The sequence below is a fragment of the Pseudomonas mandelii genome (assembly GCF_002251635.1).
GTDB lineage: Bacteria > Pseudomonadota > Gammaproteobacteria > Pseudomonadales > Pseudomonadaceae > Aquipseudomonas > Aquipseudomonas mandelii_B.
Genome location: NZ_NMOJ01000137.1, coordinates 19,685 through 39,454, shown reverse-complemented (window position 1 = coordinate 39,454; position 19,770 = coordinate 19,685). Strand labels below are relative to the sequence as shown.

The 19,770-nt window shown below is 59.5% G+C and carries 16 protein-coding genes and 1 pseudogene; 7 read left to right on the top strand and 10 right to left on the bottom strand.

Annotated features, from left to right (window positions below; genetic code table 11):
• Positions 1 to 64 precede the first annotated feature (64 nt).
• Positions 65 to 472 (bottom strand): flagellar basal body-associated protein FliL, encoded by a 408-nt coding sequence (locus B7L09_RS18560; protein ID WP_094470070.1) that lies wholly within the window; start codon positions 470 to 472, stop codon positions 65 to 67.
• A gap of 149 nt (positions 473 to 621) precedes the next feature.
• On the opposite strand from B7L09_RS18560, the gene B7L09_RS18555 reads away from it, so the two are divergent.
• Both B7L09_RS18555 and glpT read left to right on the top strand, forming a co-directional pair.
• Positions 622 to 1,599, top strand: a complete 978-nt coding sequence (locus B7L09_RS18555) for an NADPH:quinone oxidoreductase family protein (protein WP_094470069.1) — start codon at positions 622 to 624, stop codon at positions 1,597 to 1,599.
• A 239-nt stretch (positions 1,600 to 1,838) separates the two neighbouring features.
• Positions 1,839 to 3,191: a glycerol-3-phosphate transporter gene (gene glpT / locus B7L09_RS18550; protein WP_094470068.1), complete on the top strand. Its 1,353-nt coding sequence runs from the start codon at positions 1,839 to 1,841 to the stop codon at positions 3,189 to 3,191.
• Here the strand turns inward: glpT and B7L09_RS18545 are convergent.
• From B7L09_RS18545 to B7L09_RS18510, 7 genes and pseudogenes are all read right to left on the bottom strand, one after another.
• The gene (locus B7L09_RS18545; RefSeq protein WP_094470067.1) at positions 3,164 to 3,835 is read right to left on the bottom strand and encodes a gamma-glutamylcyclotransferase; all 672 of its coding nucleotides are present in this window, start codon (positions 3,833 to 3,835) and stop codon (positions 3,164 to 3,166) included. The two genes, glpT and B7L09_RS18545, sit on opposite strands and share 28 nt — an antisense overlap.
• 220 nt (positions 3,836 to 4,055) lie before the next feature.
• Positions 4,056 to 5,024 carry a CDP-6-deoxy-delta-3,4-glucoseen reductase gene (locus tag B7L09_RS18540; protein WP_094470066.1) on the bottom strand — a complete coding sequence of 323 codons (969 nt, stop codon included), beginning with the start codon at positions 5,022 to 5,024 and terminating at the stop codon, positions 4,056 to 4,058.
• Positions 5,024 to 6,490, bottom strand: a complete 1,467-nt coding sequence (gene ubiD / locus B7L09_RS18535; protein WP_094470065.1) for a 4-hydroxy-3-polyprenylbenzoate decarboxylase — start codon at positions 6,488 to 6,490, stop codon at positions 5,024 to 5,026. Before ubiD ends, B7L09_RS18540 begins: the two co-directional genes overlap by 1 nt.
• Before the next feature lie 59 nt (positions 6,491 to 6,549).
• Positions 6,550 to 8,549: pseudogene (locus B7L09_RS18530) on the bottom strand (acyltransferase family protein).
• Between the two features lie 153 nt (positions 8,550 to 8,702).
• Positions 8,703 to 9,962 carry a transcription termination factor Rho gene (gene rho / locus B7L09_RS18525; RefSeq protein WP_003176825.1) on the bottom strand — a complete coding sequence of 420 codons (1,260 nt, stop codon included), beginning with the start codon at positions 9,960 to 9,962 and terminating at the stop codon, positions 8,703 to 8,705.
• A 247-nt stretch (positions 9,963 to 10,209) separates the two neighbouring features.
• Positions 10,210 to 10,539, bottom strand: a complete 330-nt coding sequence (trxA, locus tag B7L09_RS18515) for a thioredoxin TrxA (protein ID WP_094470122.1) — start codon at positions 10,537 to 10,539, stop codon at positions 10,210 to 10,212.
• 121 nt (positions 10,540 to 10,660) lie between these two features.
• Positions 10,661 to 11,368, bottom strand: a complete 708-nt coding sequence (locus tag B7L09_RS18510; RefSeq protein ID WP_094470063.1) for a FadR/GntR family transcriptional regulator — start codon at positions 11,366 to 11,368, stop codon at positions 10,661 to 10,663.
• Between the two features lie 257 nt (positions 11,369 to 11,625).
• Between B7L09_RS18510 and B7L09_RS18505 the strand changes: the two genes are divergently transcribed.
• The 5 genes from B7L09_RS18505 to ppx all read left to right on the top strand — a co-directional run bounded on the left by B7L09_RS18505 (position 11,626) and on the right by ppx (position 16,216).
• Positions 11,626 to 12,411, top strand: coding sequence for a transporter substrate-binding domain-containing protein (locus B7L09_RS18505; RefSeq protein WP_094470062.1), 786 nt, complete (start codon positions 11,626 to 11,628; stop codon positions 12,409 to 12,411).
• A 21-nt stretch (positions 12,412 to 12,432) separates the two neighbouring features.
• Positions 12,433 to 13,101, top strand: coding sequence for an amino acid ABC transporter permease (locus B7L09_RS18500; RefSeq protein WP_094470061.1), 669 nt, complete (start codon positions 12,433 to 12,435; stop codon positions 13,099 to 13,101).
• Positions 13,098 to 13,748 carry an amino acid ABC transporter permease gene (locus B7L09_RS18495; RefSeq protein WP_094470060.1) on the top strand — a complete coding sequence of 217 codons (651 nt, stop codon included), beginning with the start codon at positions 13,098 to 13,100 and terminating at the stop codon, positions 13,746 to 13,748. Before B7L09_RS18500 ends, B7L09_RS18495 begins: the two co-directional genes overlap by 4 nt.
• On the top strand, positions 13,735 to 14,472 hold the full coding sequence (locus B7L09_RS18490; RefSeq protein ID WP_094470059.1) for an amino acid ABC transporter ATP-binding protein: 738 nt from the start codon (positions 13,735 to 13,737) through the stop codon (positions 14,470 to 14,472). The genes B7L09_RS18495 and B7L09_RS18490 overlap by 14 nt, the downstream gene beginning before the upstream one ends.
• 241 nt (positions 14,473 to 14,713) lie before the next feature.
• Positions 14,714 to 16,216, top strand: coding sequence for an exopolyphosphatase (ppx, locus tag B7L09_RS18485; RefSeq protein WP_094470058.1), 1,503 nt, complete (start codon positions 14,714 to 14,716; stop codon positions 16,214 to 16,216).
• 197 nt (positions 16,217 to 16,413) lie between these two features.
• Here ppx and ppk1 read toward each other — a convergent pair whose 3' ends face one another.
• Positions 16,414 to 18,636 (bottom strand): polyphosphate kinase 1, encoded by a 2,223-nt coding sequence (gene ppk1, locus B7L09_RS18480; protein WP_094470057.1) that lies wholly within the window; start codon positions 18,634 to 18,636, stop codon positions 16,414 to 16,416.
• An 18-nt stretch (positions 18,637 to 18,654) separates the two neighbouring features.
• Positions 18,655 to 19,668 carry a porphobilinogen synthase gene (gene hemB, locus B7L09_RS18475; protein WP_094470056.1) on the bottom strand — a complete coding sequence of 338 codons (1,014 nt, stop codon included), beginning with the start codon at positions 19,666 to 19,668 and terminating at the stop codon, positions 18,655 to 18,657.
• Between the last annotated feature and the right edge of the window lie 102 nt (positions 19,669 to 19,770).

The window sequence follows — 19,770 nt, the reverse complement described above, 5'->3', positions numbered from 1 at the left end:
GTTCTGTGCAGGTCCTGTGGGAGCGGGCTTGCTCGCGAAGAAGCCGGCCCGGGCAGCGAGAGACTTACTGGATGATCAGGTTGTTGAACAACAAATCCTCAACCACCGGCTTGCCGGTTTCATCGCTCATCACTTGCTGGGTTTGTTTCAGGGCTTCCTGACGCAGCTTTTCCTTGGCTTCAACGTTGCTCATCGCTTCGGTCGTCTGCTGGGCAAACAATGCAACCAACTGATTGCGGATCAACGGCTCATTGGCCTTCACCGCCTTGGTCGCCTCGTCACCGGTCACGCGCAATGCCACATCGGCCTTGTAGACCTTGAGCTTCGGCGTGCCGTCCAGCCCGTAGTTGCCCACGAATGGCGGGCTCAGGGTGATGTAATTGACCTTCGGAGCTTCACCTTCTTTGGCTTCTTCGGCCATCGCTGCCACGGGCAGAGAGAGGGCCAGCAACAACATGATCCACGCTTTCACAATTCGCTCCTTATCCGGTTTGCGGCCTAGCATAACGACCCGCCGCTCAAGCACAAGCTTATGGCTGGCTATCAGGGTCGGGCATGCTCGTTGACCCATCGACTCACACACCTACACTTATCGGCCACGACGCCAAAAGGAATAGTCCGATGAAAGCTGTGCTGTGCAAAGCCTTCGGCCCCGCCGAAACCCTGGTGCTGGAAGAGATCGCCAGCCCGGCGATCAAGAAGAACGAAATCCTGTTGGACGTGCACGCGGCCGGGGTCAATTTCCCGGACACCCTGATCATCGAGGGCAAATACCAGTTCAAGCCGCCTTTCCCATTCTCGCCGGGTGGCGAAGCGGCCGGCGTGGTCAGTGAAGTCGGTGAAAAACTCAGCCACTTGAAAGTCGGCGACCGGGTCATGGCCCTGACCGGCTGGGGCAGCTTTGCCGAGCAGGTCGCCGTGCCGGGCTACAACGTGCTGCCGATCCCGCCGAGCATGGATTTCAACACCGCCGCGGCCTTCAGCATGACCTACGGCACTTCGATGCACGCCTTGAAACAAAGGGCCAACCTGCAACCNGGTGAAACCCTGCTGGTGCTTGGTGCTTCCGGCGGTGTTGGCCTGGCCGCCGTGGAAATCGGCAAAGCCATGGGCGCCCGCGTGATCGCTGCCGCCAGCAGCGCCGAAAAACTGGCCGTGGCCAAAGCGGCCGGCGCCGATGAACTGATTAACTACAGCGAAACCAGCCTCAAGGACGAAATCAANCGCCTGACCGACGGCAACGGTGTCGATGTGATCTACGACCCGGTAGGCGGCGATCTGTTTGACCAAGCTGTTCGTGGTATCGCCTGGAACGGCCGTTTGTTGGTGGTGGGCTTTGCCAGCGGGCGCATTCCCGAGCTGCCGGTGAACCTGGCGCTGCTCAAGGGTGCGTCCGTGGTGGGGGTGTTCTGGGGCTCGTTCGCCCAGCGCCAGCCGCAGGACAATGCGGCGAACTTCCAGCAGTTGTTCACCTGGTACGCCGAGGGCAAGTTGAAGCCGTTGGTGTCGCAGGTGTATCCGCTGGAACAGGCTGCCCACGCGATCAATGATCTTGGCCAGCGCAAGGCGGTCGGGAAGGTTGTGGTTCAGGTTCGCTGAGCCTGAAGAAGCGGTCCGGATTGTCCGGGCCGCTTTTTTATTACCTTGGGCTAAAACAGTTTCCGACCACTAGAGACGATTCCCACAACGCCCTTCACTTATACCTGTGCGACATGTTCATAAAGGAACACGCGATCTGCCGGATTTCCTGTGTTTGCAGATAAGAGGCGATGCTATTTTCGGTAACGAAACTGTAACATTCGCATCCGCAGTCAAAACAAGAAATTTGGAGCTCTTGAATGTTTGCTTTCTTCCGTCCTGCCGCACACCAGGCGCCCCTGCCTGAAGAAAAAATAGACAGTACCTACCGACGACTGCGCTGGCAGATCTTCGCCGGGATTTTCATCGGGTATGCGGGTTACTACCTGCTGCGCAAGAACTTCACCCTGGCGTTCCCCGATCTGATCGCCCAAGGCTATACGAAGGGTCAACTGGGTGTGGCCATGTCGGCGATTGCCATCGCCTACGGTCTGTCCAAGTTTCTGATGGGCATCGTGTCCGACCGCTCTAACCCGCGCTATTTCCTGCCCTTCGGCCTGCTGATATCGGCGGGCGTGATGTTCATTTTCGGTTTCGCACCTTGGGCAACGTCCAGCGTGACCATGATGTTCATTTTGCTGTTCATCAACGGCTGGGCCCAGGGCATGGGCTGGCCGCCAAGTGGACGGACCATGGTGCACTGGTGGTCGCAGAAAGAACGCGGTGGTGTGGTTTCGGTATGGAACACCGCGCATAACGTCGGCGGTGGCTTGATCGGCCCGTTGGCGATTCTCGGCATGGGCTGGTTCAACGACTGGCACAGCAAGTTCTACGTCCCGGCCGCCGTAGCGCTGCTGGTCGCGGTCTTTGCGTTCATTGTGATGCGCGACACGCCGCAATCGGTCGGCCTGCCGCCTATCGAGCAATACAAGAACGATTACCCGGAAGGCTACGACGCCAGCCACGAAGACGAATTCAGCGCCAAGGAAATCTTCGTCAAGTACGTGCTGCGCAACAAAATGCTGTGGTACATCGCCTTCGCCAACGTCTTCGTCTACCTGCTGCGCTACGGCGTATTGGACTGGGCACCGACTTACCTTAAAGAGGTCAAGCACTTCGACTTCGACAAGAGTTCGTGGGCGTATTTCCTCTATGAGTGGGCAGGCATTCCCGGCACGCTGCTGTGCGGCTGGATGTCGGACAAGATCTTCCGTGGCAACCGAGGCCTGACCGGCATGGTGTTCATGGCATTGGTGACCGTTGCGACGCTCGTNTACTGGCTGAACCCGCCGGGCAACCCAATGGTCGACATGATTGCGCTGTTCTCTATCGGCTTCCTGATCTACGGCCCGGTGATGCTGATCGGTCTGCAGGCGCTGGAGCTGGCACCGAAGAAGGCCGCCGGTACCGCCGCGGGCTTTACCGGTCTGTTCGGTTACTTGGGCGGGTCAGTCGCGGCAAGTGCGCTGATGGGCTACACCGTGGACTATTTCGGTTGGGATGGCGGCTTCATCCTGTTGGTAGCCGCCTGTTTGCTGGCAATGGCATTCCTGGCCCCCACGCTGGGGCACAAGCAAATCGCCAGTCAGACCCGCGAAGAAGCGATCGCCTGATCAGCCTTTGATTTGCAGCGCTTGAGCCGCGCCTCCAGATTCTTATCTGGCATGGCGTGGCTACGCAGGGCGTTAACGGTCTGCTCGACGTAATCGCGCGTCGTGCCGTAACGCCCGCAAGCACTTTCCAACACGTGGTTGAGCACGATATCNGGCAAGTTGCCGGCATAGCTGGGCAGGTGCCGCTCCAAGACAAACCCCAATGCCTGAACCTGGCTTCCGTCTTCGAGACGGCAGTTGAGCCAATGTGGGCGATAGGAAGGAAAGGGCATTTCGCGCTGCCAAAGTGCGTAAAGCGAGGCTTCAAGTTGTTCTTCAGGCAAACGATAGGCGAAGCCGCTGCAAGACCCGCCGCGATCCAGGCCAAAGACCAAGCCAGGGACTTCCGGCGTGCCGCGATGTTCGTGGGACCACAGGTACAAGCCGCGATGGTAGCCGTGCACTCGGCCGCGAACGCGTTCCACCGCCGCACATTCAGGGCGCCAGATCAGCGAACCATAAGCGAACAACCAGACTGGCCCACCCTTATGCTTGGCCATCGTGGCCTGCATTGAGCTCATCAATTGCTCGTGAGTAAGTTGCGGCCCCAGATCGAGCCGCGGAGGGTAAGCCAGATTCAAAAATGCAGATTCAATGGCACTCATGGCGAATAGCGTTCAGCTCCCCGCGGATAAAGAATTACTTAATAGAACGCACCGCTGTAACAATAAGGCACATATGTTTTAAGGCAATTTAAGTGCCATGGCACAGTTCTTAAATAATGACCTTGCTGGATATAACCTACCGGCATTTATATAAATGTATAAATACCGATCGGCTATATGGGGAGTTATAACGATCAAAATCGCGGATCAAAATCNCGGATCAAGATCGTGGCGCGTAGGCAAAGACGTCGGCGCGCATCTGATGCGCATCCATCCCCGCGTCGACCAAAGCATCCAGCGTGCCGTAGACCATGGCCGGTGAGCCGCTGGCATACACGTGCAGCGCTTTCAGATCAGAGAAGTCCTCACACACTGCCTCATGCAACATGCCGCAACGCCCCTGCCAGCCGCATTGATCGCTGACGACTTTATGCAGGAACAGATTGGGCAGCTTCAGCCACTCATCCCAATGCTCGATTTCATAAAAGTCTTCCGGCCGACGCACACCCCAATACAGATGCACCGGATGTTTAAAACCCGCGGCCCGGCAATGTTCGATCAGGCTGTGCATCTGCGCCATGCCCGTACCCGCAGCGATCAGCACCAGCGGACCGTCCGGCAATTCGGCCAGATGGGTATCGCCAAACGGCAGTTCAATGCGCACCATCGGATTGCGTTGCAATTGTTCGATCAGGTTCAGCGCACTGCTTTCGCGCGCCAGCACATGGATTTCCAGGTCGCGCCCGGCATGGGGTGCCGAGGCCAGGGAGAAGGCGGACTTCTCGCCGTTCTCGCGCTCGATCATCAAATACTGACCCGCGTGATAACGCGGCGGCTTGCCGGCTGGCGCCCGCAGATGCACGCGAAAGGTATCTCCGCCGACGTCCCTGCATTCAATGACCTGACACGACAAGCTGCGCACCGGCAATTCTCCCAGCGCGAGCACGCCATCCCACAGCACGATGCAGTCTTCCAGCGGCTCTGCTATGCAAGTGTAGAACTCGCCATGGTCACGCACACCGCCGTCCTGTTCGACCCGGCCTTCCACCAGCAACGCCGCGCACACGTGGCAATTGCCGTTGCGGCAGCTTTGCGGGCATTCATAGCCCAGACGCCGCGCGCCATCGAGAATCCGCTCGCCGGGCAGAATCTCTAGCACTGCTCCGGAGGGCTGCAAGGTTACACGCATCAATCTATTCCTAACTGATTCCAGATGGCATCGATCCGTTGGGTCACGGCGTCGTCCTTGACGATCACCCGGCCCCACTCGCGGGTGGTTTCACCCGGCCATTTGTGCGTGGCATCCAGGCCCATCTTCGAGCCCAGGCCCGATACCGGCGAAGCAAAGTCCAGGTAGTCGATCGGCGTGTTATCGATCATTACCGTGTCGCGCTTGGGGTCCATGCGCGTGGTAATGGCCCAGATCACGTCGTTCCAGTCCCGGGCATTGATGTCGTCGTCGGTGACAATAACGAACTTGGTGTACATGAACTGTCGTAAAAACGACCACACACCGAGCATTACCCGCTTGGCATGGCCTGGGTACGACTTCTTCATGGTGACGATGGCCATGCGGTACGAGCAGCCTTCGGGCGGCAGGTAGAAGTCGGTGATCTCAGGAAACTGCTTTTGCAGGATCGGTACGAACACTTCGTTCAGCGCCACACCGAGAATAGCCGGCTCATCCGGCGGCCGGCCGGTGTAGGTGCTGTGGTAGATCGGCTTGATCCGGTGGGTGATGCGCTCGACGGTGAACACCGGGAAGCTGTCGACTTCGTTGTAATAGCCGGTGTGGTCGCCATAAGGGCCTTCATCGGCCATTTCGCCCGGATGAATCACCCCTTCCAGGATGATTTCAGCGGTGGCCGGCACTTGCAGATCATTCCCACGGCACTTCACCAGCTCAGTGCGATTGCCACGCAGCAGGCCGGCAAAGGCGTATTCGGACAGGCTATCGGGCACCGGGGTCACTGCGCCGAGGATGGTCGCCGGGTCGGCGCCCAGGGCCACGGAGACCGGGAACGGCTTGCCGGGATGTTTTTCGCACCACTCACGGAAGTCCAGGGCGCCGCCACGGTGGCTTAGCCAACGCATGATCACTTTGTTGCGGCCGATCACTTGCTGACGGTAGATGCCCAGGTTCTGACGATCTTTATTCGGGCCTTTGGTGACAGTCAGGCCCCAGGTAATCAGCGGGCCGACATCGCCGGGCCAACAGGTCTGCACCGGCAGCATGGCGAGGTCGACATCATCCCCCTCGATGACCACTTCCTGGCACACCGCGTCCTTGACGACTTTGGGTGCCATGGCAATGATCTTGCGGAAGATCGGCAGCTTCGACCAGGCATCCTTCAAGCCCTTGGGTGGCTCGGGTTCCTTGAGGAAGGCCAGCAGCTTACCGATCTCGCGCAGTTCGCTGACAGACTCGGCCCCCATGCCAAAGGCCACGCGGTCGGGGGTGCCGAACAGGTTGCCGAGCACCGGGATATCAAAGCCGGTCGGGTTTTCGAAAAGCAGCGCCGGGCCCTTGTTACGCAAGGTACGGTCGCAAATCTCAGTCATTTCCAGCACCGGGGAAATCGGCACCTGGATACGTTTCAACTCTCCGCGCTGCTCAAGTTGCTGCACGAAATCCCGAAGATCCTTGAATTTCATTAACCATGCCACCCGTAAAATAGGCGTACATCCTACCTGCTCTTACGAGCGCTGGCAGCTTATTGCACGTCATTGCGACTCACATCCGACTCAACGGATGCATTGCGCAAGCTGCGGAAGAAGGGCTCAAGGAACCCTTCTACATACCGCGTGCCCACGCTTGAAAGGTGGTTGTCATCGGTATACAGCGACTGGCCACCCAGTTCGACCCGACACCAACCGTTTGCAGCGCACAGCAATGGCGCCGGATCAACCACGGTCACGCCGGGGTTCGCCGCCGCTATCTGCGCGAACAGTTGGCTGATGAACGCCTGGCGCTTGAAGTGCTCAGCCACTGCTAAACCGACGTCATCGGTCGGACGATGCAGCATGGCCAGGCGGCTGAGGCGGTAAGGCGGGCTGAAGGGTTGCAACGGCGCTTCCTTGATCAGCCAGACGCGAAGCCCGCCATTGCGCAATTGCCGGATGGTCGCCTGCAACCCTTCCGCCAGTTGCTGCTCGGCATTGGCCCTTTCGTAACGACCATGGGCATCTTTCAGTGCATGCCCGAGATCGCCTTTCGCATCACCATAGAGATACAGGCTCCAGCGCGCGACAAGCACCACATCGCCCACCGACTGCGGCTTCAACTCCTGCTCGACCCGGCGATTGAAACGGGCGCACCGTTGATCGTGCTCAAGCCCTTCCACCGGGAGGCAGCCCGTTGAACTGGCGAGAATCACGCTGACGCCATGCTTCTGCGCCCCCTCATCGAATACCGGAATCAGCGCGGTGGCGTGACTGTCGCCCCAGACCAGCAGCCGTGACGACAACGCCGGCGCCCCGTAGTGACAGAAGAGCTTGTCGTCAGGGGTTTTGTCGTCGGCCAGGCAGCGCATCAGTTCCGGTCGCCATTCCTTCGCCTTGGCGTACTGCAACGCTTGATCGGACAGGCGCGAAGGCAAGCCATGGGACCAGCCAGGCTTTTGCCGACCAGGCCCAGGCTGGCAAGCCCAAGGAAACCCGCTACCAGAATCGACCTGCGACCTGCCAGCAAGCGCCGCTCACGGAACGGCCCTTCGACAAACCGCCAGGATGCATAACCCAGCACCAGGCTCACGACGAACAGAGCCACAAGCTCCCACGGCGACAGGCCAAAGATACTGGCGTACTTGCCAAACACCAGCACCGGCCAGTGCCACAGGTACCAGGAATAGGAAATCAGCCCAATGCCCACCAACACACGACTGCCCAGCAGCCGCCCTACCCACGTCGGTTGCTGGCCGTTGGCCCAAATCAGCCCCACCACACCCAATACCGGCAACAAAGCGGCAGCCCCTGGGAAGGCGGTGCTGTCGTCGTAACCAAATACCGCTGCCATAATCAGGCCGAGGCTGAGCACGCTGACGGCTTGCGCCAGCATCGGGCTTGCCCGCCGAGCCCGCACCGGCATGACGGCCAGCATCGAACCCGCCAACAATTCCCAGGCTCGCATCGGTAGCAGGAAGAAAGCCTTGTCCGGTTCCCGAGACACGGCCCATACGCTCGCTGCAAATGACACCAGCAGCAACACAAACAAGGCGCCGCGCCATTGCTTCAGCCGGCTCGACAGCAACGCCAGCAAGAGTGGAAAGGCGATGTAGAACTGCTCTTCAACCGATAGCGACCAGGTGTGCAACATGGGCTTCATGTCGGAGGCCGTGTCGAAGTAACCGTCCTGACGCATGAAGAACAGATTGGAGATGAATATCACCTGGTTGTGTATCGACCGCCCCAGCTCTGAATAGTCTTTGGGCGCCATCAAAAACCAGCCGACGGCCAATGATGCGGACATCATCACAATCAACGCCGGCAGGATACGCCTGGCCCGCCTGGCCCAAAAATCCACAAAACTGAAATGCCCGGCCTGACGCTCGCGCCAGATGATCGAGGTGATCAGGAACCCTGAAATCACGAAGAACACGTCAACGCCGACAAAACCGCCAGTAACGCCAGGTACTCCAAAATGGAACAGCACAACAGCCAGGACAGCGATGGCGCGCAAGCCATCAATGTCCCTTCGGTAAGCAAGAGCGGTCATAAATCGTCGATCAGCCTGATTCGGATGGAGGTGAGCGTAGCCGCACCCACCTTTTTGTTTCTTAACTGACACTATTAGCGCACAAATCTCTCTTTTTCGATGCAAAAAAATGGCGCCACAAAGGGCGCCATTTTTTAGACCTGAAACGTCGTATTACTTACGCTTCATCGACAGGAAGAACTCGTCGTTGGTCTTGGTGGTTTTCAGCTTGTCGATCAGGAACTCGATGGCGGCTACTTCGTCCATCGGGTGCAGCAGCTTGCGCAAGATCCACATGCGCTGCAGTTCGTCGTCGGCGGTCAGCAACTCTTCGCGGCGGGTGCCGGAACGGTTGATGTTGATCGCAGGGAACACACGCTTTTCCGCGATACGGCGGTCCAGAGGCAGTTCCATGTTGCCGGTACCCTTGAACTCTTCGTAGATCACTTCGTCCATCTTCGAGCCGGTTTCAACCAGCGCGGTGGCGATAATGGTCAGCGAGCCGCCTTCTTCGATGTTCCGCGCGGCGCCGAAGAAACGCTTCGGTTTCTCCAGGGCGTGGGCATCGACACCACCGGTGAGTACCTTGCCGGAGCTCGGGATCACGGTGTTGTAGGCACGGGCCAGACGGGTGATGGAGTCGAGCAGGATCACCACGTCTTTCTTGTGTTCGACCAGGCGCTTGGCCTTCTCGATCACCATTTCGGCAACCTGCACGTGGCGGGTTGGCGGCTCATCGAACGTCGAGGCAACCACTTCGCCGCGCACGGTGCGCTGCATTTCGGTCACTTCTTCCGGACGTTCGTCGATCAGCAATACGATCAGATGAACTTCAGGATTGTTACGAGCAATGTTGGCTGCGATGTTCTGCAGCATGATCGTTTTACCGGCTTTCGGCGGTGCAACGATCAGGCCGCGCTGGCCTTTACCGATCGGGGCGCACAGGTCGATAACACGACCGGTCAAGTCTTCGGTGGAACCGTTACCGGCTTCCATCTTCATGCGCACGGTCGGGAACAGCGGGGTCAGGTTCTCGAAGAGAATCTTGTTTTTCGCGTTCTCGGGACGATCGAAGTTGATCGTGTCGACCTTGAGCAGGGCGAAATAACGCTCGCCTTCCTTTGGAGGGCGGATCTTGCCAACGATGGTGTCACCGGTGCGCAAGTTGAAGCGACGGATCTGGCTCGGCGAGACATAGATGTCGTCTGGGCCGGCGAGATAGGAAGCGTCTGCAGAGCGGAGGAAGCCGAAGCCGTCCTGGAGAATCTCCAGCACGCCATCACCGGAGATTTCCTCGCCGCTTTTCGCGTGCTTTTTGAGCAGGGAGAAAATCACGTCCTGCTTGCGCGAACGGGCCATATTTTCTATGCCCATTTCTTCGGCCAATTGGAGCAGGTCGGTAATCGGCTTTTGCTTGAGTTCAGTCAGATTCATATAGGAATGACGTAATCATTTATGGAGGGGGGAAATTAAGCTTTTGGCTTAATGAGGCCGCGCCGCAGAGAAGGCGACAGGATCGCGTACTTANTCGAAAAGGAATGCGTCGGCGACGGCTTGCAGGGGGCAGTGGATAAACCAGTGCGGGGCCGAATGTACCACCTGAATTTCGGAGCGTCTAGCCCTGTTTCACGAAAAAGCCCCGCGATTTGCGGGGCCTTTTCATGACGCTTTATAACAACGCTTAAATGTTGGCGTCGAGGAAGGCCGCCAGTTGCGACTTCGACAGTGCGCCGACCTTGGTCGCTTCAACGTTGCCGTTCTTGAACAGCATCAGCGTTGGAATACCGCGCACGCCGTGCTTGGCCGGGGTTTCCTGGTTGTCATCGATGTTCAGCTTGGCAATGGTCAGTTTGCCTTCGTAGGTCGTTGCAATGTCGTCCAGGACAGGAGCGATCATTTTGCAAGGGCCGCACCATTCAGCCCAGTAGTCAACCAGCACCGCGCCTTCGGCCTTGAGGACGTCGACGTCGAAGCTAGCGTCGGTGACGTGTTTGATAAGATCGCTGCTCATGGAAGTCTCCGGATTGTAAGCAAAAAAAACGTTGCCCATCATAGCCGCCCTTCCCTCGTTCAGGAAGCCGCCTCTGATTGACTCTTGCTATGGTGATGCATGACTTTGGGTATAGCTCAAGTCACGGAGTGGCGGGAGCGACGAAGGCAATTCCGGTGCGCAGGGCGGCATTGCGCACATGTTCCTGCATGGCTTTCTGCGCTGCGCCGGACGAGCGCCGGGCCAGTGCACGCAGGATCTTGCGGTGTTCCTGCCAGGTCTCCATGGCCCGCTCCGGTCGGATGAACGGTAGTTTCTGACTCTCCAGGAACACCTCCGCGCTGGCACTCAGAATGCTCACCATCGCCTGATTACCGCTGGCCAACAGGATCCGCTGATGAAANTCGAAATCCAGTCGCGCCGCCGCCTCGAAGTCGCCGACCTTCAATTCGTTGCGCATGGCGGCCACGTTATCTTCCAACGTATCGAGTTCGTGAGTGCTCAGGGTTACCGCCGCCAAACCGGCGGCAAAACCTTCCAGGGCATAGCGCAACTGGAAAATGTCCAACGGCGATGCCTGGGCCGCAAATGGCCAGCTCAGTGCCGCATCGCCGCGCGGCAAATCCACCGGCGACTGCACGAACACGCCTTTTCCCGGTTGGATGCTGATCACCCCCAGCGCACTCAACGACGACAGCGCCTCACGCAGCGACGCCCGGCTGACCCCCAATTGCACCGCCAGATCCCGCTGCGAGGGCAAGGCATCGCCCGGCGCGAACCCCTGCTCGGTGATCAGTTTACGGATGGCTTGCAGCGCCACTTCAGGTACGGCTCGGGAAATCGAATTCATGGCTTTTTCAGACGAACCAGGACAATGAGCGGCTAGTTGTAAAGCTATTCGCAGCACTCGGCAAGTCGTGCCCCATGGGGGTTCGGCACGTTTCACGGATGCGCCATGAGGGTGCGAAACGCCCTTCCACTGTTCAGACCAGTAAGACCGAACGAATCCAGTAAAACCGTGGCCTGCGGTACACAAAACCGCTTCTTGGCATGGCCCGTGCTCTGTCGATCCGCAGAATTCATTCCTCGCCGATCCGGAGATTNGCCATGACCANGCGCTACAGCGCCCTGCTCACTGCCCTGTTTGCCAGCCTGATGCTGAGCCAGGCACCCGCTCACGCCGACGGCCTGGAGGATGTGGTCAAACGCGGCGTCCTCAAGGTGGCCGTGCCTCAGGACTTTCCACCGTTCGGCTCGGTCGGCCCGGACATGAAACCGCGCGGCCTCGACATCGACACCGCCAAACTGCTGGCCGACCAGCTCAAGGTCAAGCTGGAGTTGACCCCGGTCAACAGCACCAACCGCATCCCGTTCCTCACCACCGGCAAGGTCGACCTGGTGATTTCCAGCCTGGGCAAGAACCCCGAGCGGGANAAAGTCATCGACTTCTCAAGCGCCTATGCGCCGTTCTACCTCGCGGTGTTCGGCCCGCCAGACGCCGACATCAAAAGCCTGGACGACCTCAAGGGCAAGACCGTCAGCGTCACCCGCGGCGCCATCGAAGACATCGAGCTGACCGCCGTTGCGCCCNAAGNAGCGACCATCAAGCGTTTCGAAGACAACAATTCGACCATCGCCGCCTACCTGGCCGGCCAGGTCGACCTGATTGCCAGCGGCAACGTGGTGATGGTGGCGATCAGCGAGCAGAACCCGAAACGCATTCCAGCGTTGAAAGTGAAGCTCAAGGACTCGCCGGTCTATGTCGGCGTGAACAAGAACGAGCCGGCACTGCTGGGCAAGGTCAATCAGATCCTCGCCACCGCCAAAACCGACGGTGCACTGGAGAAAAACTCCCAGACCTGGCTGAAAGAGCCATTGCCGGCCGACCTCTGATCGTCGCTCGGGAGATTAGATATGGCCTATCAGTTCGACTTTCTGCCGGTACTGGCCAATACCGACCTGCTGTTGCGCGGCGCCTTGTTCACGCTTGAACTGACGGCCATCGGCGCGNTGCTGGGTGTGGGGCTGGGCATTGTCGGGGCGCTGGTGCGGGCGTGGAACATTCGCCCGTTCTCGGCGATCTTCGGGGTCTACGTCGAGTTGATCCGCAACACGCCGTTTCTGGTGCAGTTGTTTTTCATTTTCTTCGGNTTGCCGTCACTGGGCCTGCAGATTTCCGAATGGCAGGCGGCNGTGCTGGCGATGGTAATCAACCTGGGGGCTTACTCCACCGAGATCATCCGCGCCGGCATCCAGGCCATCCCTCGTGGCCAGCTGGAAGCGGCAGCAGCATTAGCGATGACGCGTTTTGAAGCGTTCCGTCATGTGGTGCTGCTGCCCGCTCTGGGCAAGGTGTGGCCGGCCCTGAGCAGCCAGATCATCATCGTGATGCTGGGTTCGGCGGTGTGTTCGCAAATCGCCACCGAGGAACTGAGCTTTGCCGCCAACTTCATTCAGTCACGCAACTTCCGCGCCTTTGAAACCTACGCACTGACCACCCTGGTGTACCTGTGCATGGCGCTGCTGATCCGCCAACTGCTGAACTGGATCGGCCGTCGCTATATATCGAGGAGCAGCCAATGAGCGATTTCACCTTCTGGGACATCGTGCGCAACCTGGCTGTTGGCCTGCAATGGACCCTGGCGTTNTCGCTGGTGGCGTTTATCGGCGGCGGGTTGATCGGCTTGCTGATCATGGTCATGCGCATCTCGAAAAAGCCCCTGCCGCGCAACATTGCCCGCACCTACATCGAGTTGTTCCAGGGCACGCCGCTGTTGATGCAGCTGTTTCTGGTGTTCTTCGGCGTGGCGCTGGCCGGTGTGGAGATTTCGCCGTGGATGGCGGCGGCGCTGGCCCTGACGCTGTTCACCAGTGCCTACCTGGCCGAGATCTGGCGCGGCTGCGTCGAGTCCATCGCCCACGGGCAGTGGGAAGCCTCGTCGAGCCTGGCGCTCAACCCACTNGAACAACTGCGTTACGTAATCCTGCCNCAAGCGCTGCGGATTGCCGTAGCGCCGACGGTTGGCTTCTCGGTGCAAGTGGTCAAAGGCACCGCCGTGACCTCGATCATCGGTTTTACCGAACTGACCAAAACCGGCGGCATGCTCGCCAATGCCACCTTCGAGCCCTTTATGGTCTATGGCTTGGTGGCCCTCGGTTACTTCCTGCTCTGCTACCCCTTGTCCCTCAGTGCGCGCTACCTGGAAAGGAGACTGCATGCCTCTGCTTAGAATTTCCGCCCTGCATAAGTATTACGGCGATCACCATGTACTCAAGGGCATCGACCTGACGGTTGAAGAAGGCCAGGTGGTGGCGATCATCGGCCGCAGCGGCTCGGGTAAATCCACCTTGCTGCGTACCCTCAATGGCCTGGAATCCATCAACGACGGCGTGATCGAAGTCGATGGCGAATACCTCGACGCCGCNCGCGCCGATTTGCGCAGCTTGCGGCAGAAAGTCGGCATGGTGTTCCAGCAGTTCAACCTGTTCCCGCACCTGACCGTGGGCGAAAACGTCATGCTCGCACCGCAAGTGGTGCAGAAAGTGCCCAAGGCCAAAGCCGCACAGCTTGCCAGGCAGATGCTGGAGCGGGTCGGGCTGGGCGAGAAATTTGANGCCTTCCCTGATCGCCTGTCNGGCGGTCAGCAACAGCGCGTGGCGATTGCCCGGGCNNTGGCCATGTCGCCCAAAGTGCTGCTGTGCGACGAAATCACCTCCGCCCTGGACCCGGAATTGGTCAATGAAGTGCTGAGCGTGGTCCGGCAACTGGCCAAGGAAGGGATGACGCTGATCATGGTCACCCATGAAATGCGCTTTGCCCGGGAGGTGGGGGATAAGCTGGTGTTCATGCATCAGGGCAAGGTGCATGAGGTCGGGGATCCGAAGATTTTGTTTGCAAATCCGCAGACGGCGGAGCTGGCGAATTTCATCGGCACAGTTGAAGCAGCAGGCTAACCCTTTTGTGGAGAGGGAGCTCATGCCGTCCGTGCTCTGGATCAAGGCTTTGAACGCTGCGCGTTGGCACTGGATCGCATGTGCAGGTTTTGCGACTGCTGCGTGAAGCAGCAGGCTAACCCTTTTGTGGAGAGGGAGCTCATGCCGTCCGTGCTCTGGATCAAGGCTTTGAACGCTGCGCGTTGGCGCCAGCCTTTGATCGTGGCACGATGTCGAGGTTATCGACCGAGACCCCCAAACCATGCCGCAATCCCAAGCCAAGAATCTGTCCCTGATCGCCGCCATCGACCTGGGCTCCAACAGCTTTCACATGGTCGTGGCCAAGGCCCAGAACGGCGAAATCCGCATCCTCGAACGCCTCGGGGAGAAGGTTCAGCTGGCTGCAGGCATCGACGAAGAGCGTCAGCTCAACGAAGAATCGATGCAGCGCGGGCTCGATTGCCTGAAGCGTTTTGCCCAACTGATCAACGGTATGCCGTCGGGTGCCGTGCGAATCGTCGGTACCAACGCCCTGCGTGAAGCGCGCAACCGCGGTGAATTTATCCGCCGCGCCGAGGAAATCCTCGGCCACCCGGTAGAAGTCATCTCCGGCCGTGAAGAAGCGCGCCTGATCTACCTCGGCGTCTCCCATACCCTGGCTGACACTCCCGGCAAGCGCCTGGTGGCGGACATCGGCGGCGGCAGTACCGAGTTCATTATCGGCCAGCGTTTCGAGCCGTTGCTGCGCGAGAGCCTGCAAATGGGCTGCGTCAGCTTTACCCAGCGCTATTTCAAGGACGGCAAGATCACCCCGGCACGCTATGCCCAGGCCTACACGGCCGCGCGACTGGAGATCATGAGCATTGAGCACGCCCTGCACCGCCTGACCTGGGATGAGGCCATCGGTTCGTCCGGTACCATCCGCGCCATCGGCCTGGCCCTGAAAGCCGGCGGCCATGGCACCGGTGAGGTCAACGCCGAAGGCCTGGCGTGGCTCAAGCGCAAGCTCTTCAAACTGGGCGATGCCGAGAAAATCGACTTCGATGGCATCAAGCCCGATCGCCGCACCATCTTCCCCGCAGGCCTGGCGATTCTCGAAGCGATCTTCGACGCGCTCGAACTGCAACGCATGGACCACTGCGATGGCGCCCTGCGCGAAGGCGTGCTCTACGACCTGTTGGGCCGCCATCATCACGAAGACGTGCGTGAGCGCACCCTTACCTCATTGATGGAGCGTTATCACGTCGATCTGGAACAGGCGGCCCGGGTGGAGCGCAAAGCCCTGCACGCCTTCGACCAGGTGGCCGAGGACTGGGACCTGGAAGACGGCGTCTGGCGCGAACTGCTCGGCTGGGCAGCCAAAGTGCATGAAGTGGGCCTGGACATCGCCCACTACCATTACCACAAACATGGCGCCTACCTGATCGAGCACTCGGACCTCGCCGGTTTCTCCCGCGAAGACCAACAGATGCTCGCGCTGCTGGTGCGCGGCCATCGCCGCAACATTCCAAAGGACAAGTTTGCCGAATTCGGCGATGAAGGCATCAAGCTGATTCGCCTGTGCGTGCTGCTGCGCTTTGCGATCCTGTTCCACCACATCCGTGGCACTCAGGAAATGCCTCAGGTCACCCTGCGCGCCCGGGGCGACAGCCTCGATGTGTTGTTCCCGGAAAACTGGCTGGACGAAAACCAACTGACCCAGGCCGACTTCGCCCTTGAGGCGGAATGGCTGACTCGGGTCAGCTTTACGTTGAACGTTCGCTAAAAGTTAAACACCCTCGCCACAAGTAGACAGCTGAAATTGCTCCCGCTGGGGCGCGAAGCGGCCCCCGTCTTTATCCCAAAAAAAGGGGGACTGCTACGCAGTCCAGCGGGAGCAAACACCCTCGCCACAAGTAGACAGCTGAAACCAAAAAGGGCGATCCACATGGATCGCCCTTTTTTTGCCCAACCGAATGTGCGTCAGCGAACGGCCAGAATCGGGCTGCCCAACCGCTCCAGCAAGGTCGCCTGCGCGCTGCGCGGGTTCTGATTGCCGGTCGGCGTGTTGCGCACGTAACGGCCGTCCGACTGCAGGCTCCAGCTGTGTGTGTTGTCGGTGAGGTAGCTTTCCAGCTCCTTCTTGACCCGCATGATCAACTTCTTGCCTTCCACCGGGAAGCAGGTCTCCACACGCTTGTCGAGGTTGCGTTCCATCCAGTCCGCGCTGGAAAGGAACATCTGCTCCTCGCCACCGTTGAGGAAGTAGAACACCCGCGTGTGCTCCAGGAAGCGGCCGATGATCGAGCGCACATGGATGTTATGCGAGACCCCGACAATGCCCGGGCGCAGGCAGCACATGCCACGCACCACCAGGTCGATGCGCACACCGGACTGGCTGGCCTTGTACAGCGCGCGGATGATTTTTGGATCAGTCAGCGAGTTGAACTTGGCAATGATGTGCGCCGGTTTGCCGTCGAGGGCGAACTGGGTCTCCCGGGCAATCATGTCGAGCATGCCCTTCTTCAGGGTGAACGGCGCGTGCAGCAGCTTCTTCATGCGCAAGGTCTTGCCCATGCCGATCAGCTGGCTGAACAGTTTGCCGACGTCTTCGCACAAGGCGTCATCCGAGGTCAGCAAGCTGTAGTCGGTGTACAGACGGGCGTTGGCGGCGTGGTAGTTGCCTGTCCCCAAATGCGCGTAGCGCACAATCTCGCCGGCTTCGCGGCGCAGGATCAGCATCATCTTGGCGTGGGTTTTGAAGCCCACCACGCCGTAGATCACCACCGCACCGGCCGCTTGCAGGCGGCTGGCCAGTTGCAGGTTGGACTCTTCATCGAACCGCGCACGCAGCTCGATCACCGCGGTGACTTCCTTACCGTTACGCGCAGCGTCTACCAGCGCATCGACGATTTCCGAGTTTGCGCCGGAGCGGTACAACGTCTGGCGCACGGCCAATACATGCGGGTCCTTGGCGGCCTGGCGCAGCAGGTCGACCACTGGAGTAAAGGACTCGAACGGGTGCAGCAGCAGAATGTCCTGCTTGCTCACCACACTGAAGATGTTCTCGCTGTTTTGCAGCAGTTTCGGGATCTGCGGCGTGAACGGCGTGTATTGCAACTCCGGATGGCTGTCCAGGCCGGTGATGCTGAACAGGCGCGTCAGGTTCACCGGGCCATTGACCTGGTACAACTCGGACTCGGCCAGGTTGAACTGCTTGAGCAGGTAGTCCGACAGGTGTTTCGGGCAAGTATCAGCCACTTCCAGTCGCACCGCGTCACCGTAGCGACGCGAGAACAGCTCGCCGCGCAGGGCACGGGCCAAGTCTTCGACGTCTTCGGAATCCAGCGCCAGGTCGGCGTTACGGGTCAGGCGGAACTGGTAGCAACCTTTNACCTTCATGCCCTGGAACAGGTCATCGGCGTGCGCGTGGATCATCGACGACAGAAACACATAGTTGTCGCCGGCGCCGCCCACCTCTTCCGGCAACTTGATCACGCGCGGCAGCAGGCGTGGCGCGGGGATGATCGCCAGACCGGAATCGCGACCGAAGGCGTCGATGCCTTCGAGCTCGACGATGAAGTTCAGGCTCTTGTTCACCAGCAACGGGAACGGGTGNGTAGGGTCGAGGCCGATCGGGGTGATGATCGGTGAAATCTCGTCACGGAAGTAGCGACGCACCCATGTCTTGATCTTGGCGGTCCAGTGACGGCGACGGATGAAGCGGACCTGATGTTTTTCCAGCTCGGGCAACAGAATGTCGTTGAGGATCGCGTATTGGCGGTCGACATGACCGTGCACCAGTTCGCTGATGCGGGCCAGGGCCTGATGCGGTTGCAGGCCATCGGCGCCAGCCTGTTCACGGGCGAAGGTGATCTGCTTCTTCAGGCCAGCCACGCGAATCTCAAAGAACTCGTCCAGGTTGCTGGAAAAAATCAGCAGGAACTTGAGCCGCTCCAGCAGTGGATAGGACTCGTCCAGCGCCTGTTCCAGCACGCGGATGTTGAATTGCAGTTGTGACAGCTCGCGATGGATGTACAGGCTGCTGTCATCCAGACCGGGAATGGCAATCGCCGGCGCCGCGGTCGCGGGCTCGGTGACCGCCGCGGGTGGAGCGGGCTCCAGCTCCGGCGGGGTCTCGGCGATTTGCTCGACCACGGGTTGAGCCTCTTTTACGGCAACTTCTGAGAGTCCTTCGGTATTCATCGAGTGTTCCTGTGAGGGCTATTGTTGCTCTCGTAACAATTGAGCGGCACGCACGGCAAAGTAAGTCAGGATGCCATCGGCCCCTGCACGTTTAAAAGCGGTCAGGGATTCGAGGATAACCCCTTCACTCAACCAGCCATTCTGGATCGCGGCCATGTGCATGGCGTATTCACCGCTGACCTGATAGACAAAGGTCGGCACCTTGAATTCCTCTTTGACCCGGTAAAGGATGTCCAGGTACGGCATCCCGGGTTTGACCATCACCATATCGGCACCTTCGGCCAGGTCGGCCGCCACTTCGTGCAGGGCTTCATGGCTGTTGGCCGGGTCCATCTGATAGGAGGCCTTGTTGGCCTTGCCCAGGTTCAGCGCCGAACCCACCGCATCGCGGAACGGGCCGTAATAGGCGCTGGCGTACTTGGCCGAATAGGCCATGATCCGCACATTGACGTGGCCAGCCAGTTCCAGGGCTTCGCGAATCGCCTGGATGCGGCCGTCCATCATGTCCGACGGCGCCACGACCTGGGCACCCGCTGCCGCGTGGGACAACGCCTGCTTGACCAGTGCATCGACGGTAATGTCGTTCTGAACATAGCCGTCTTCGTCAAGAATGCCATCCTGGCCGTGGGTGGTGAACGGGTCCAGCGCCACGTCGGTGATCACACCCAGCTGCGGGAAACGCTCGCGCAAGGCGCGGGTGGCGCGCTGGGCGATCCCTTGCGGGTTCCAGGCTTCGGCAGCGTCGAGCGACTTGAGCTCCGGCGGTGTCACCGGAAACAACGCCAATGCCGGAATCCCCAGTTCGACCCACTTGGCTGCTTCTTCGAGCAGCAGATCAAGGGTCAAGCGCTCCACACCCGGCATCGACGCCACCGCTTCCCGGCGATTTTCACCGTCAAGCACAAACACCGGCAAAATCAGATCGTCGNCNGTCAGCACGTTTTCACGCACCAGACGGCGAGAAAAATCATCACGGCGATTGCGACGCAGGCGGGTGGCGGGGAACAGGCGATTGGCAGGGGTAAAGCTCACGACAGACTCCTGAGCCCGCTTGCGTGCGAGCGTGACAGTTATAAGCGGCCATTATGACCGTGGTATTACAGTTATGTGCACCCCTGCGGCAGGTAGTCGCAT

Excerpts from the sequence above, each read along its gene's own strand:
- trxA (WP_094470122.1), bottom strand. The coding sequence starts at position 10,539 with ATGAGCAGCGATCTTATCAAACACGTCACCGACGCTAGCTTCGACGTC.
- ppx (WP_094470058.1), top strand. The coding sequence starts at position 14,714 with ATGCCGCAATCCCAAGCCAAGAATCTGTCCCTGATCGCCGCCATCGAC.
- B7L09_RS18540 (WP_094470066.1), bottom strand. The coding sequence starts at position 5,024 with ATGCGTGTAACCTTGCAGCCCTCCGGAGCAGTGCTAGAGATTCTGCCC.
- rho (WP_003176825.1), bottom strand. The coding sequence starts at position 9,962 with ATGAATCTGACTGAACTCAAGCAAAAGCCGATTACCGACCTGCTCCAA.
- ubiD (WP_094470065.1), bottom strand. The coding sequence starts at position 6,490 with ATGAAATTCAAGGATCTTCGGGATTTCGTGCAGCAACTTGAGCAGCGC.